This is a genomic window from Rhizobium gallicum bv. gallicum R602sp (assembly GCF_000816845.1).
GTDB lineage: Bacteria > Pseudomonadota > Alphaproteobacteria > Rhizobiales > Rhizobiaceae > Rhizobium > Rhizobium gallicum.
Map to the genome: position 1 here is coordinate 126,601 of NZ_CP006877.1, position 12,957 is coordinate 139,557.

The 12,957-nt window shown below is 60.3% G+C and carries 16 protein-coding genes and 1 other RNA gene; 9 read left to right on the forward strand and 8 right to left on the reverse strand.

Annotated elements, in window-relative coordinates; genetic code table 11:
• Nucleotides 1-8: 8 nt before the first annotated feature.
• The gene (locus RGR602_RS00590) at nt 9-548 is read left to right on the forward strand and encodes an SH3 domain-containing protein (RefSeq protein ID WP_039846559.1); all 540 of its coding nucleotides are present in this window, start codon (nt 9-11) and stop codon (nt 546-548) included.
• Here the strand turns inward: RGR602_RS00590 and RGR602_RS00595 are convergent.
• Entirely contained in the window at nt 541-1,533 is a 993-nt protein-coding gene (locus tag RGR602_RS00595; protein ID WP_039843490.1) for an adenosine kinase, read from the reverse strand. The genes RGR602_RS00590 and RGR602_RS00595 overlap by 8 nt on opposite strands.
• A 420-nt stretch (nt 1,534-1,953) precedes the next feature.
• On the opposite strand from RGR602_RS00595, the gene RGR602_RS00600 reads away from it, so the two are divergent.
• Complete coding sequence (locus RGR602_RS00600; protein WP_039843491.1) at nt 1,954-2,901, forward strand: AEC family transporter; 948 nt, start codon at nt 1,954-1,956, stop codon at nt 2,899-2,901.
• Nucleotides 2,902-2,961: 60 nt separating this feature from the next.
• On the opposite strand, the gene RGR602_RS00605 is transcribed toward RGR602_RS00600, so the two are convergent.
• Nucleotides 2,962-3,540, reverse strand: a complete 579-nt coding sequence (locus tag RGR602_RS00605; RefSeq protein ID WP_039843492.1) for a c-type cytochrome — start codon at nt 3,538-3,540, stop codon at nt 2,962-2,964.
• A gap of 155 nt (nt 3,541-3,695) precedes the next feature.
• On the opposite strand from RGR602_RS00605, the gene RGR602_RS00610 reads away from it, so the two are divergent.
• Together RGR602_RS00610 and RGR602_RS00615 are read left to right on the forward strand one after the other, a co-directional pair.
• Nucleotides 3,696-4,451, forward strand: coding sequence for a 3-deoxy-manno-octulosonate cytidylyltransferase (locus RGR602_RS00610; RefSeq protein WP_039843493.1), 756 nt, complete (start codon nt 3,696-3,698; stop codon nt 4,449-4,451).
• Between the two features lie 11 nt (nt 4,452-4,462).
• Nucleotides 4,463-5,323 (forward strand): prephenate dehydratase, encoded by an 861-nt coding sequence (locus RGR602_RS00615; protein WP_039846560.1) that lies wholly within the window; start codon nt 4,463-4,465, stop codon nt 5,321-5,323.
• A gap of 31 nt (nt 5,324-5,354) precedes the next feature.
• Here RGR602_RS00615 and RGR602_RS00620 read toward each other — a convergent pair whose 3' ends face one another.
• The 5 genes from RGR602_RS00620 to RGR602_RS00640 all read right to left on the reverse strand — a co-directional run bounded on the left by RGR602_RS00620 (nt 5,355) and on the right by RGR602_RS00640 (nt 8,210).
• Entirely contained in the window at nt 5,355-5,723 is a 369-nt protein-coding gene (locus RGR602_RS00620; RefSeq protein ID WP_022713217.1) for a VOC family protein, read from the reverse strand.
• Between the two features lie 123 nt (nt 5,724-5,846).
• Nucleotides 5,847-6,074 carry a hypothetical protein gene (locus RGR602_RS00625; protein ID WP_223843963.1) on the reverse strand — a complete coding sequence of 76 codons (228 nt, stop codon included), beginning with the start codon at nt 6,072-6,074 and terminating at the stop codon, nt 5,847-5,849.
• Nucleotides 6,075-6,147: 73 nt separating this feature from the next.
• Nucleotides 6,148-6,831, reverse strand: a complete 684-nt coding sequence (locus RGR602_RS00630; RefSeq protein WP_039843495.1) for a helix-turn-helix transcriptional regulator — start codon at nt 6,829-6,831, stop codon at nt 6,148-6,150.
• Nucleotides 6,832-6,840: 9 nt separating this feature from the next.
• The gene (gene nudC, locus RGR602_RS00635) at nt 6,841-7,803 is read right to left on the reverse strand and encodes an NAD(+) diphosphatase (RefSeq protein ID WP_039843496.1); all 963 of its coding nucleotides are present in this window, start codon (nt 7,801-7,803) and stop codon (nt 6,841-6,843) included.
• A complete protein-coding gene (locus RGR602_RS00640) occupies nt 7,800-8,210 on the reverse strand; it encodes an HIT domain-containing protein (RefSeq protein WP_028739367.1) in 411 nt (136 codons plus the stop codon). Before RGR602_RS00640 ends, nudC begins: the two co-directional genes overlap by 4 nt.
• An 89-nt stretch (nt 8,211-8,299) precedes the next feature.
• On the opposite strand from RGR602_RS00640, the gene ffs reads away from it, so the two are divergent.
• From ffs to RGR602_RS00655, 4 genes are all read left to right on the forward strand, one after another.
• Nucleotides 8,300-8,396, forward strand: an RNA gene (gene ffs / locus RGR602_RS35105) — signal recognition particle sRNA small type.
• Between the two features lie 46 nt (nt 8,397-8,442).
• Nucleotides 8,443-10,320 carry a DNA polymerase III subunit gamma/tau gene (locus RGR602_RS00645; protein WP_039843497.1) on the forward strand — a complete coding sequence of 626 codons (1,878 nt, stop codon included), beginning with the start codon at nt 8,443-8,445 and terminating at the stop codon, nt 10,318-10,320.
• 21 nt (nt 10,321-10,341) lie between these two features.
• Nucleotides 10,342-10,665: a YbaB/EbfC family nucleoid-associated protein gene (locus RGR602_RS00650; RefSeq protein ID WP_039843498.1), complete on the forward strand. Its 324-nt coding sequence runs from the start codon at nt 10,342-10,344 to the stop codon at nt 10,663-10,665.
• A gap of 34 nt (nt 10,666-10,699) precedes the next feature.
• Nucleotides 10,700-11,311: a LysE family translocator gene (locus RGR602_RS00655; RefSeq protein ID WP_039843499.1), complete on the forward strand. Its 612-nt coding sequence runs from the start codon at nt 10,700-10,702 to the stop codon at nt 11,309-11,311.
• A gap of 248 nt (nt 11,312-11,559) precedes the next feature.
• On the opposite strand, the gene RGR602_RS00660 is transcribed toward RGR602_RS00655, so the two are convergent.
• On the reverse strand, nt 11,560-12,189 hold the full coding sequence (locus RGR602_RS00660) for an MOSC domain-containing protein (RefSeq protein WP_039846561.1): 630 nt from the start codon (nt 12,187-12,189) through the stop codon (nt 11,560-11,562).
• Nucleotides 12,190-12,247: 58 nt separating this feature from the next.
• On the opposite strand from RGR602_RS00660, the gene recR reads away from it, so the two are divergent.
• A complete protein-coding gene (recR, locus tag RGR602_RS00665; protein ID WP_039843500.1) occupies nt 12,248-12,853 on the forward strand; it encodes a recombination mediator RecR in 606 nt (201 codons plus the stop codon).
• The last annotated feature ends 104 nt before the right edge of the window (nt 12,854-12,957 follow it).

Consider the following 12,957-nt stretch of genomic DNA (forward strand, 5'->3'; position numbering starts at 1 on the left):
AAATCTCCATGCGTGGAAAATATTTGAAGGTCTGCCTCGTCTTTGCGGTTGGTCTGATGTTTGCGGGGGAAGCCGTCGAACCCGCATATGCGCAGGTGGCAAAGGGCCCGAGCGGCCTGCCGCTTCCACGGTTCGTCTCGCTGAAGTCCAAGCGCGTCAATCTGCGCATCGGCCCGGGAACGGATTATGCCGCGTCGTGGATGTATCTGAAAGCCGGCCTGCCGGTCGAAATCATCCAGGAATACGACAACTGGCGCCGTATCCGCGATGCGGATGGCACGGAAGGGTGGGTCAACCAATCCCTGCTGTCGGGCCAGCGCGCGGCGATTGCCGCACCGTGGATGAAGGGCAAGGGCAAGTTCGTCTATGTCAACATGCGCCGTGAGCCGCAGTCGTCAGCGACCGTGGTTGCCAAGCTGGAGCCGGGTGTGATGATCCATATCGCCGAATGCAATGGCGATTGGTGTCATGCCGAAGCCGACAGCGCCGAAGGTTGGGTGGCGCAGTCGGAAATCTGGGGCGCTTACCCGGGCGAAGCTTTCAAATAAGCTGCGCGTCGCGGGCGGCTTCGGAAAGCGATCTCATCGGCCGCGGTCCGATCTGCTGAATGACGATCCCAGCAGCAAGGCAGCCAAGCTTGCCGCAATCTTCCAGCGTCCGTCCCTGCGTGTAACCATAGAGGAAACCTGAAGCGAAGAGGTCGCCGGCACCGGTCGTATCGACCACTTCCTTGATGCGGATCGCATCGACATACCAGCGCTCGTTGCCCTTCAGCATCACGGCGCCGTTTTCGCTCATCGTCACGGCCGCGATCTTGCAATCCTTGGCGATCTTGTTGAGCGCCACCTCGAAATCGTCCGTCTCATAGAGCGCGAGTACTTCCTGCCGGTTGGCAAACACGATGTCGACAGTGCCGGAGCGCATGAGGTCGAGGAACTCCGCGCGGTAGCGATCGACGCAGAAGCTGTCCGAAAGCGTCATGGAGACTTCGCGGCCGTTCTCATGGGCGATGCGGGCGCATTCGCGGATCGCTTCCTTGGCGCGCGGCGGATCCCAGAGATAGCCTTCGAAGTACGTCACCTTGGCTTGTGCCACGACCTCGGGCTCGACATCCTCCGGGCCGAGTTCGACGCAGGCGCCGAGATAGGTATTCATCGAGCGTTCGCCGTCATCCGTGACGAAGATCATCGAGCGCGCGGTCGGTGGGAACGTGCCCTTTGGTTTCGTCTGGTAATGTACGCCCTGTGCCCGGATGTCGTGGGCGAAAATCTCGCCGAGCTGATCCTCCGCTACCTTGCCGAAATAGGCGGCCCTGCCGCCGAGGCTTGCAACGCCCGCTGCCGTATTGCCGGCGCTGCCGCCTGAAGCTTCGAGTGCCGGCCCCATGCGCGAATAGAGAAGTTCGGCGCGGGCGGCATCGATAAGGTTCATCGCCGCCTTTGTGATGTTGTTGTCAATGAGGAACTGGTCGTTGCAGCGCGCGATGATATCGACGATGGCGTTGCCGACAGTCAGAACATCGAATTTTGTCATGAAAGGGAAGGTTCCGGATTAGATGATAGCCGGGATCCGGTCTTACCGGAATTTCCGGGCTTTGGAAGAAAAAACGCCGCCAACGGCCCATTTCTTCGCACATGCCGTCGATCCGTCATGCCGTTGTCACCTTGAGCTTTTAGACACGATCACAAGCAGGCCGGCATGAGCAGCCTTTGGGTTGCGGCCGGATGAGAAGGGGATGATGCCCTTCGCCTCTACCGGAGCAGGCGCTGACCACGGATGAACTGGCAGCACCGGAACCGGGTGTCCGGCCAGTCCGGATGCGGAAAAGCGGGCAGTGCCCGCTTTTTTTGTTTCTGTGGTCCGGTTCTTTGCGCGCCGCTTTTGCCAATCCATTTGTCAACGAAGAAGTTTTGCTGCTAGAGCAGGGTATCCCCGCGCAAGGCATCCCTCCGCATGATAGCCATCATTTTTGACGTCCTTCCCATCTTCATCATGATTCTGATCGGCTGGCTGATCGTCAAAACTGGACTGATGAAGGCAGATGTCGGCGACGCCTTGAGCGATTTCGTTTTCAAGATTGCCGTCCCACTGCTCCTTTTCCGCACGATTGCCGAAGCGGATTTTCATGGCGCTTCGCCGTTTCGTCTCTGGATCGCTTATTTCTCCGGCGTTGCGGTGACCTGGACGGCGGGCCATATCGCAGCGACCCGTCTTTTTGGCCGGGATGATCGCATCGGCGTGCTTGCCGGCGTTTCGTCGGCATTCGCCAATACGATCTTCGTCGGTCTGCCGCTTGTTCAACGCACGGTCGGCGATGAGGGCCTTGTGCCGCTTTCCATCCTCATCGCCGTGCATCTGCCGGTCATGATGGTCATCGGCACGATCATGATGGAGCGGGCGGAGCGGAAGATTGCGGGCAAAGGCGAACGCAGCATGCTGAAACTCTTTCGCCAGATTGGTCTCAACCTTGTTCGCAATCCGCTCGTTATCGGCCTTGTCGCAGGTGCCGCGGTTCACCTTGCAGGTGTTCCAATGCCGCTGCCGGTGGCGTCCATTGTCGACCAACTGGCGGGCGTTGCCGGGCCTGTGGCCCTGGTCTCTCTGGGCATGGCGCTCGAGAAGTATGGCGTTTCCGGCAATGTCGGCATTGCCAGCGTCACATCTGCCTTCAAACTGGTGTTGCTTCCATGCTGCGTCTGGGCCGCAAGCCATCTGGTTGGATTGACCGGCAGTTGGACCGCGGCGCTGGTGCTGATCGCCGCTGTTCCCACCGGTGTCAACGCCTGGCTGATCGCCAACCGTTTCGGCGTCGGCCACAGCCTCGCGGCCTCCACCATCACGGTCACGACGGCACTCGGCGCCATTTCGGTTTCGCTCTGGGCCTACCTGCTCGGCGCCTGATCGCAACAAAAAAGCCCGGCGTCGGCCGGGCTTGCGATTTCGTCGGAAAGCTTTGCACGATTACTGCGTAACGGTGTCGGGCGCGTTCGGATCCGGCAACGGAACCGGTGCGTCTGCCAGCGTGTGCAAGTAAAGGATCACGTTCGCGCGGTCCTGTTCCTTCGGCAGACCGGCAAAGCCCATGGCCGTGCCCGGAACCTGCTTTTTCGGGGCCAGCAGGAAGTGGTTCAGGTGATCGAAGGTCCACTTTTCGCTGCCGCCCTTGGAGAAATCCTTCATGGGGGAGGAATAGGCGAAGCCCTCATGCGAAGCGATCGGACGATCGACGAGACCATAGAGGTTCGGGCCGACTTTGTTTGGCCCTCCCTTGGTCACGTCATGACAGGACTGACACTTCTTGAATACCGTTTCGCCGGCCTTGGCATCGGCGCTGGCAAGAAGCTTGGCGATCGGAACCACAGCTGCTGCAGGTGCAGCCTCGCCACCGCCGGCAGCGGGTGCCTCTTGCGCAACGATGGCGAAACCTTCCTTCTCCGGCGCTTCGGAGTGGAAGATCCCTTCGGACGCGATCGACACCGACATCAGGACGAAAATCGTTCCGAGCAGCGCCCCAACGCCCATATTGACATAAGAATTCATCTGCAATGCTCCCCGTGCAGTCGGCAGACCCTGAATAGGCACCATCTTGAAATCGCGCGGAACCTATGTCTTTTGGCAGTTCGTTGCAACTGTCTAAATGGTCTTGTACGTGAGACTTTTTGACACTTTCCCGCCTGGAATAGAAGGTCCGAACGATGACTGCTTCAAATTTAGATGACGTGCTGGTTCTGATCCCCGCCCGCATGGCGTCCACCCGCCTTCCCGGCAAGCCGCTGGCCGATATTTGCGGATTGCCGATGATCGTCCAGGTGGCATTGCGGGCGAAGGAAGCGGAGATCGGCCGCGTCGTCATCGCGGTCGACGACGAGGAGGTTTTCGAGGCGGTTTCGAAGGCCGGCTTTGAAGTCGTTATGACCCGCAAAGATCATCAATCCGGCTCCGATCGCATTTTCGAGGCCTTGCACAAGGTCGACCCGGACGCGCGCGCCAGGATCGTCGTCAACGTCCAAGGTGATCTACCGACCATCGATCCCGAAACGATCCGCGCTGCATTGCGCCCGTTGGATGAGGAGACCGTCGACATCGCGACGCTCACCGTCGAGATCACTGATGAGGAAGAGAGGACCAATCCGAATGTTGTCAAGGTCGTGGGGTCTCCGCTCTCCGAAACGCGTCTTCATGCGCTCTATTTCACCCGCGCGACAGCACCCTATGGCCAAGGGCCGCTCTATCACCATATCGGCCTCTATGCCTATCGCCGGGCTGTGCTCGAGAAATTCGTCTCGCTCGGACCGTCGGCCCTTGAGAAGCGCGAATCCTTGGAGCAGCTTCGCGCGCTCGAAGCCGGCATGCGCATAGACGTGGAGATCGTTAAAACCGTTCCGCTTGGGGTCGATACGCCGGCCGATCTCGAAAAAGCCCGGCGCATACTCTCGGCAAGGAAGGCATGAAGGACATCGTCATGAACATCAAGACCAATCGAATCTCGTTTCAAGGCGAATTCGGCGCGAATTCCGACATGGCCTGCCGTGACATGTTCCCGACAATGGAGCCGTTGCCTTGCCAGACATTTGAAGACGCCTTCATGGCGGTCGACAACGGTGATGCCGATATTGCGATGATCCCGATTGAAAACACGATCGCGGGCCGAGTCGCCGATATCCATCACCTCCTGCCGGAGTCGCGGCTGCACATCATCGCCGAATACTTCATGCCGATCCGTTTTCAGCTGATGGTGCTGCCCGGCGTATCGAAGGACGAAATACGCACCGTGCACAGCCACATCCACGCGCTGGGCCAATGCCGCAAGATCGTGCGCGCAAATGGCTGGAGGCCGGTGATTGCGGGAGATACGGCAGGTGCCGCGAAGCTCGTCAAGGAAACCGGCGACCGAACCATGGCGGCGCTTGCGCCGCGTCTTGCCGCCGAACTCTATAGCCTCGACATCGTTGCCGAAAATGTCGAGGACACCGAGAGCAATGTTACGCGCTTCGTCGTGCTCTCGCGCGACGAGGAATGGGCAAACCGCAGTTCCGAGGAAGAAAAGATCGTCACGACCTTCGTCTTCAACGTCCGCAACATTCCGGCCGCGCTCTATAAGGCTCTCGGTGGTTTCGCGACGAACAACATCAACATGACGAAGCTCGAAAGCTATCAGCTGGGTGGCAAATTCGTAGCGACGCAGTTTTACGCCGATATCGAAGGCCATCCGAACGATGCCCATGTCCGCCGGGCTTTGGAAGAGTTGCGGTTCTTTTCAGAAAATGTCCGCATTCTCGGGGTCTACAGGGGCCACCCGATGCGCGGCCAACTGCACAAGTGACGGAGGGCGCCGACGGCGCCCTCCTGCTCATTCATTTGTCGGGTTCGCAGACGCGCAACCGGTGGCCGTCCGGATCGAGCGCGACAAAGGTCGGGCCGAAATCGAGATCGGTCAGCTCCTGAGCAATCGGCAGACCGCGCTTTCGCCAATCCTCGTATTGCTTGGCAACGGCATTTTCGCCAGCCACCATGAAGGCGACCTCGCCGCGATTGCCGATCGCGGAAGGTTGCGGCTCGACCGTGCTGCGTCGCCACAGGCCGAGCGTGAAGCCGCCGTCGAGCGGGAACGCGACGAAATTCGGTGCGGCAACCCCGGGTTCGCGGCCGAGCAGATCCTTGTAAAAGATCGCACTTTCGGCAGGATCCTTGACGTAAAGAATGATGAGGTTCGGGCTGGTCATATCGGTGTCTCTCGTATCTGGAAGAGGTGGTGCAGGTTTAGCGCTTGCCGGCGACTAACGACGGCAAGCGCGAAAGCCGCCGCTGGTGCGGCGGCGCTACGTCGATGAGACGGTCCAGTGAATTCAGTTGCTCTCGTGGTGTGGGTGGTTCCAGTCTAAGAACCCGATATCGCGCTTCATATAGTCGGACATCGCATCGAGATCGAGCTGAGGATAGCGGCTCCGCACCATCTTGCGCGATGCGTTCAGCATCATTCGCAGCATCAGAGATTGGGGGTATCTCGCTTGCGTGGTCGTGTCCTCGACAGCGCGATTTCCGCATGTGGATCGGGTGAGGTTCAAGCTCGTCATCATCGGTCCTCCAGTTTGGGATTGTCCCGATAATAGCGCTGCCCACTGTCAGTTTATGGCAGTAGCGTCGAGGCTAAGACGAAATTTCCTGCTGATCCCGCCACTCCTTGAGAAGCACTGCGCGGCGGCGCGGATAGCGTACGTCTTGGGGTCTCATTTCGACGATCCGGTCGGTGCGGAAATGGCGGTAATCCTGCCGCAGTTCGCACCACGCCACCACGACGCGGACCTGCTCGAAGTAGCTGAGCGCAAAGGGCCAGATATTGCGAACGGAAACGGTTCCGCTTTCGTCGGAATAGGTCAGCTTGAGGATCCGTTCGCTGCGGATCGCCTTGCGAATGGCGTCAAGATCCGCCTTGTCGGCAACGGGCGGACGCAGGTGAACGAGAAGCGTCGAGGTCTCGATTTCATCGCGCATTTCGTGTGGCAGGACATCGGCAATCTTGGCCAGTGCATCGGCCCCGGCAGCAGCAAGACGCGGATCGGCGGCGCGGGCGACCCAGCGCGAACCTAGGACCAATGCCTCGATCTCGTCCTGCGAAAACATCATCGGCGGCAGCATGAAGCCGGGCTTCAAGACGTAGCCGATGCCGGGTTCGCCCTCGATCAGAGCCCCCTGTCCCTGGAGGCTGGCGATATCGCGATAGAGCGTGCGGATGCTGACACCTGTTTCCGTAGCCAGGACGGCACCGCTCACCGGCCGTCGGTAGCGCCGCAACGTCTGAAGCAGGGTCAGAAGGCGTTCCGAGCGCGCCATCACATCAGCCTATTGCTTTTTCCACTCCACCCAATCGCGCATCAGGCGGTGCGCGATAGCGCCTTTGGGCGGCGAAGCCTGGCCGTTGGCGCCGGGGCGTTCGAGCATTTCAAGTGTTTCCTCGCGGGTGAACCAGCGGCAATCTTCCAGTTCCGATTCGTCGCGGTGGACCTCTGTTGACTTCGCCTCGGCATAGCAGCCGATCATCAGCGTATGCGGCATCGGCCAGGGCTGCGACGCGTGATAGCGAATCCGGCCGGTCTTGATACCGGATTCCTCCAGCGTCTCGCGGCGCACGGCATTTTCGATCGTTTCGCCGGGCTCGACGAAGCCGGCGAGGCAGGAATACATGCCCGGCGTAAAATGGTGGCTGCGGCCGAGCAGGCAAAGGTCGCGCTGTTCATCGATCGTCAGCATGATGACCACCGGGTCGGTGCGCGGGAAGATCATGTGTTCGCAGGCCGTGCACACCCGCTTGTAGCCGCCGATACGCATCTCCATCGTGCTACCGCAGCGGCCGCAGAAGCGGTTGTCGCCGTTCCAGCGGATGAGGCTTGCGGCCTGGGCGAATTCGCCAAGCAGAACGTCATCGACGAGCTGGTCGCGGTAGAGGGTCCGGCCGTCGGCGGGCTTGTAGTGGCTTTCAAGCTCCTCGGCCGGAATGCCGACTGGAACGGCAAGCCGCGGTTCGCCCGTCTTGCGGTAACCGAGCAGGATCGTCTCGTCCCAATGTGGCTGCAGTTCCTGTAGTTCGTAGCGGGCAAACAGCGGATCGAGCACTTGTCCATCATGCTTCAGGACAAGCTTGTCCTTGGCGAAGGCGAAGATATGCGTGCCGTCCTTCGCGAGTGCATTTTCGACGGCCTGCTCGTCGCGATGTTCGGAATCGCGGTTGAGGTCGTTTGCGGCAAAGGCGGTGAGATTGCTGGGCTCCGGATGTGGGACATCCGAATCGAAAAGCGATCGGTTCATGATGAAAGGGCTTCCCGCAACTTCGCTATGAATTCATCTCTCTTGCCCGCTTCGTAGGGCTCGGCCTTACCGAAGCTCCAGACGGGGCCTGGCCAGTTGGCATCGCCTTCGAAGCGGGCAATGACATGAACATGAAGCTGACGGACGATATTGCCAAGGGCCCCGATGTTGATTTTTGTGGCACCGGTGATCTTCTTCAGCGCAGCCGCGGTCATTTCCGTTTCGAAGGTGAGAAGCACCTGATCGAGCGGCGTGAGTTCGAAGATCTCCGTCATGTTGGCCCTGCGTGGCACCAGGATCAGCCAGGGCCAGCGGGCGTCCTTCGATAATCGGAGATCACACAGACCCGTCTGCATGACGCTGTCGCTATCGCTCTCCAGCCGACGGTCGAGAATGAAATCGTCCAACAGGCATTCCTCCATATTTTTCCTATGATTAGCAGTTTTTTTTGAGCTTGGCTTGCTTTTGATGGCGATATTGCCGATATGTGCATCCGGGAGGTTGGTGGTGGACGAGCCACTCGCCAACCGGGTCAGGTCCGGAAGGAAGCAGCCCTAACGAGCCCGGCACGGGTCATCGTGCCAGCCTCCCACCCTTCTCTCTTCCAAATGCCCGGCGTTCCGGGCGATAAGCAGGGCGATGAGCGAAACCGAGCGACAGTCACAAGATGCCGCCTCGACGGGCACCGGGTACCGGGTGCTGGCACGCAAATACCGCCCCAAGGATTTCACGGATCTCATGGTCGGCCAGGAGCCGATGGTCCGCACGCTGACCAACGCTTTCGAGACCGGCCGCATTGCGCAGGCCTACATGCTGACCGGCGTCCGTGGCGTGGGCAAGACGACGACAGCCCGTATTCTGGCGCGCGCGCTGAATTACAAGACGCCCGAGATCGACAAGCCGACGATCGATCTGCGCGTGCCGGGCGAGCATTGCCAGGCGATCATGGAAGGCCGCCATGTCGACGTGATCGAAATGGACGCCGCCTCCCATACCGGTATCGACGATATCCGTGAAATCATCGAGCAGGTACGCTATCGGCCGGTGTCTGCGCGCTACAAGGTTTATATCATCGATGAAGTACACATGCTTTCGACGCAGGCCTTCAACGGCTTGCTGAAGACGCTCGAAGAGCCGCCGGAGCACGTGAAGTTCATTTTTGCGACCACCGAAATCCGCAAGGTTCCGATTACCGTTCTCTCGCGCTGCCAGCGCTTCGACCTCCGCCGCATCAGCGCGGCAGATCTCGTCGCCTTGTTTACAACCATCGCAGCGAAGGAAGGCATCGATGCGGAGCCGGATGCGCTGGCGATGATCGCGCGCGCCGCCGAAGGCTCGGCACGTGACGGCCTTTCGCTGCTTGACCAGGCAATCGCCCATGGTAGCGGTGTAGTCCAGGCGGAAGCGGTGCGCGGCATGCTGGGCCTTGCCGATCGTGCTCGCATCGTCGATCTCTTCGAGCATGTTGCCAGAGGCGATGTCGCCGCAGCGCTTGCCGAATTTCAGGCGCAGTACGAGGCGGGCGCAAATCCCGTCGTCGTTTTGACCGACCTTGCCGATTTCACCCATCTCGTTACCCGGCTGAAATATGTGCCGGACGCTGCTAATGACCCGTCGCTCAGCGAAGTCGAGCGAACCAGGGCTTCTGAGTTCGCTCAAGGGATTGCGGTAACGACGCTGTCGCGGATCTGGCAGATGTTGTTGAAGGGCATTCCGGAAACCGAAAGCTCTTCGCGCACGGCCGGTGCGGCGGAAATGGTGCTGATACGGCTGGCACATGCAGCGCATCTGCCGTCGCCCGAAGATGCCGCGCGTCGCCTTGCCGAACTCTCCGAAAACGGCAGCGGTTCGCGTCCTTCGCCCACGACGTCGGGTAACGGTAGCGGCAATGGTGTCCGTGTACCATATCAGTCGGCGGTAGCCGTACGCGCGACGGAGAGCACGCCGAGGCCGCAGCCTTCAGGGGGACCGGCCATGTTGCGTGCCGTACCCGATCCCGATCCGCAGCTGATGAGCACGGCAGGCCGCATCGAGACGAAGCCAGCGGAAGCGCCCAAGCCGCTCGTTCATGTCAATTCGATCGCCGATATCGTTAATCTCGCTGCGGAAAAGCGCGATCCGAAGCTGAAAGCACTCGTGCGCAATTTCGTGCGGCCGGTGAAGATCGAGACAGGCCGTCTCGATGTTAACCTTACCGACGGGGCGCCGGCGACACTGCTCAACGAGCTTGCCGTCAAGTTGAAGGAATGGACCGGCATACACTGGATCGTCAGCCTCAGCCGCGAGGCCGGCGACCCGACGATGGTCGAGGCAGAAGCCAAGGCCAAGGAGCAGCAGGTGAGCGACGCCCGGCAGGATCCGGATGTGGCGGCAATCCTGGCGCAGTTCCCCGGCGCAAAGATCATCGACGTGCGGGTAAGGGCACCCGAACCGGAGGAGGAAGGCGAGGTAAAACCGCCTGCAGTCGCCGAATCCGAGGAGGGTGACATTCTGCCCGGCGACGACATAGAATTCTGAAGTTGAAGAAGGAACCAGACGATGCGCGACCTCATGGGCATGATGGGCAAAGTCAAGGAAATGCAGGCCAAGATGGAGCAGATGCAGGCGGAAATAGCCGAGCTCCAGGCTGAAGGAAAGGCGGGCGGCGGTCTCGTGACCGTTGTCATGAACGGCAAGGGCGAACTGAAGAGCCTGAAGATCGACCCGTCGCTCTTCAAGGAAGACGATGTCGAGATCCTCGAGGATCTGATCGTCGCCGCCCACAAGGATGCCAAGGACAAGGCGGAAGCCGCTGCAGCCGAAAAGACGAAGGCGCTGACCGCCGGCCTGCCAATCCCGCCCGGCTTCAAGATGCCGTTCTGAGCTTTGCAGCGATCTACGCGGGAAGAGAGCGCCGATGACGCTGACCAGTCTCCTTGTTTTTGCCGGCGCTCTCTTCATGGCCGCCGGCTCGCCGGGGCCGAGCGTTGCGGCGCTTGTCGCGCGCGTATTGTCGAAGGGCACCCGTGATGTTTTGCCATTCCTCGCCGCCATGTGGATTGGCGAAGCGATCTGGCTGACCTGTGCGGTGGCTGGCCTTGCCGCCGTTGCCGAAACCTTCCATTTGGCCTTTGTCGCCATCAAGTGGCTCGGTGTCTGCTATCTGCTCTATCTCGCCTGGAAGATGTGGTTCGCCTCGCAAGATCAGAACGAGGAAAAGCTGCCTGAAGCGCAATCCGCTGCAAAGCTCTTCTTTGCGGGCATGACGGTGACGCTCGGCAATCCTAAGATCATGATGTTCTACGTCGCCCTGCTGCCTTCGATCATCGATATCCAGTCGGTGTCCATTGTTGGCTGGACAGAACTCGTCGCGACCATGTTCGTTGTCCTGATTCTGATCGACGTCAGCTGGGCACTGCTTGCCTCAAAAGCCCGCGGCTTCCTGAAAAGCCGCCGTGCGATCAGGATCGCAAACCGTGCCAGCGCCGGAACCATGGCCGGTGCCGCCGTCGCGATCGCGATGCGCTGAGTCACGTCTGTGCGAAAATTCCGAACATCGCCTTCGTCAACGAGTAGCGGACTGTCGAATCCGGTCAGTCGCAACAGGTCGCGACCAACGGCTTTGACGGTTCGCCGCGCAGCACGAGCGATGTCGTGGCCGCGCCGTGCCGCGCAATGGGTCGACGACGGTTTCAAGATCCAACGGCGAGAGCTTGAAGCAGTCCTCTCCCGTCAGCCGCAGCATCTCGTGCGTGGTTGGCAGCCTGATGAGCGCCGTCATTGCAAGTCCGAGAGCTGGGCTTCCAGAAGGTGGCGCAGCTTGTAGTGGATGGGCGCGGCGAGATACCGCGCACGGTCCTCGGCGGAAAGCAGCTTGCCGAATGTTGCGAGCATCTCGGGCATCGTCACCTTCTGGCCTCCGTAAGGCACGTATTCGACGGGCATTCCGGCCTCCGCCACCCCACCGGTGATAACCCGGCAATAGATGCCGGGGCGGCAGGCCTTGGTGTAGCGCTTCACGAATTTCGGATCTGCCATCTTTGCGGCGAAAGTCGCGCACGGGATACGCGCCGACGTCGCCTCGAGAACGAGCTCGCCCGTTATCAAGCGATCGCCAACTGAAACTACGCGGTTGTCGAGGCCGTCGATCACAAGATTTTCGCCGAACGTGCCGGGCTCGATCGGGCGCCCGAGCTCTCCCGCCCACCAGTCGAGTGTCAGCGATCCTTCGAGATAAACGGCCTGATCGACACCGCCGTGATGCTTGCGGTTGCAAATGGCGTCGCCGACGAGACCTTCGGAGTCGATGATCACAGCGCCGTTGACGGCATGCTTGTAGATACCCGTCTTGTATTTCTTGCCGGGCAGCCGCTCGGGATTGGCGGTGCAGACGGCACGTATTTTCATCATATGGTCGGTTCTTTCCGCGATTCCGTTTTGGCAACATATGGGCTAAGAACGGCACATGACAAAGCGAGTCACCGGCCCCGAAATCGAAAAACTCATCCAGCTTCTGGCGAAGGTGCCGGGCCTCGGGCCTCGCTCGGCCCGGCGCGCGGCGCTGCACCTGATCAAGAAGAAGGACCAACTGCTCGGCCCGTTGTCGACCGCGATGGGTGAGGCCTATGACAAGGTGAAGGTCTGCTCGCGCTGCGGCAATGTCGATACCGTCGATCCCTGCACTGTATGCACCGACGAGCGCCGCGACCACTCCGTCATCATCGTTGTCGAGGATGTTTCCGACCTCTGGGCATTGGAACGCGCCGCAGCGATGAACGCAGCATATCATGTACTCGGCGGCACGCTTTCGCCGCTCGATGGCATCGGGCCGGATGACCTGAACATTCGCGGGCTGATCGATCGCATCGGGGAAGGCGGCATTCGCGAACTCATCATCGCCGTTAACGCGACTGTCGAGGGCCAGACCACAGCGCACTATATAACGGACCAGCTGACGGGATTGGACGTGAAGATCACGCGGTTGGCGCATGGCGTGCCGGTCGGCGGTGAACTCGACTACCTCGACGAAGGCACACTGGCTGCCGCCTTGAGGGCAAGGACTGCGATCTGAGGAGGCAAAATGCGAGACGACACCCCCCTCTACCACTTTGTGACATCCCCGCTACGGAGGGGGAGATCAGATGGAGCTCGGCGAGGGCGCTTCCTGCCGATCTT

Excerpts from the sequence above, each read along its gene's own strand:
- RGR602_RS00590 (WP_039846559.1), top strand. The coding sequence starts at position 9 with ATGCGTGGAAAATATTTGAAGGTCTGCCTCGTCTTTGCGGTTGGTCTG.
- RGR602_RS00595 (WP_039843490.1), bottom strand. The coding sequence starts at position 1,533 with ATGACAAAATTCGATGTTCTGACTGTCGGCAACGCCATCGTCGATATC.
- RGR602_RS00600 (WP_039843491.1), top strand. The coding sequence starts at position 1,954 with ATGATAGCCATCATTTTTGACGTCCTTCCCATCTTCATCATGATTCTG.
- RGR602_RS00605 (WP_039843492.1), bottom strand. The coding sequence starts at position 3,540 with ATGAATTCTTATGTCAATATGGGCGTTGGGGCGCTGCTCGGAACGATT.
- RGR602_RS00610 (WP_039843493.1), top strand. The coding sequence starts at position 3,696 with ATGACTGCTTCAAATTTAGATGACGTGCTGGTTCTGATCCCCGCCCGC.
- RGR602_RS00615 (WP_039846560.1), top strand. The coding sequence starts at position 4,463 with ATGAACATCAAGACCAATCGAATCTCGTTTCAAGGCGAATTCGGCGCG.
- RGR602_RS00620 (WP_022713217.1), bottom strand. The coding sequence starts at position 5,723 with ATGACCAGCCCGAACCTCATCATTCTTTACGTCAAGGATCCTGCCGAA.
- RGR602_RS00625 (WP_223843963.1), bottom strand. The coding sequence starts at position 6,074 with ATGACGAGCTTGAACCTCACCCGATCCACATGCGGAAATCGCGCTGTC.
- RGR602_RS00630 (WP_039843495.1), bottom strand. The coding sequence starts at position 6,831 with ATGGCGCGCTCGGAACGCCTTCTGACCCTGCTTCAGACGTTGCGGCGC.
- nudC (WP_039843496.1), bottom strand. The coding sequence starts at position 7,803 with ATGAACCGATCGCTTTTCGATTCGGATGTCCCACATCCGGAGCCCAGC.
- RGR602_RS00645 (WP_039843497.1), top strand. The coding sequence starts at position 8,443 with ATGAGCGAAACCGAGCGACAGTCACAAGATGCCGCCTCGACGGGCACC.
- RGR602_RS00650 (WP_039843498.1), top strand. The coding sequence starts at position 10,342 with ATGCGCGACCTCATGGGCATGATGGGCAAAGTCAAGGAAATGCAGGCC.
- RGR602_RS00655 (WP_039843499.1), top strand. The coding sequence starts at position 10,700 with ATGACGCTGACCAGTCTCCTTGTTTTTGCCGGCGCTCTCTTCATGGCC.
- RGR602_RS00660 (WP_039846561.1), bottom strand. The coding sequence starts at position 12,189 with ATGAAAATACGTGCCGTCTGCACCGCCAATCCCGAGCGGCTGCCCGGC.
- recR (WP_039843500.1), top strand. The coding sequence starts at position 12,248 with ATGACAAAGCGAGTCACCGGCCCCGAAATCGAAAAACTCATCCAGCTT.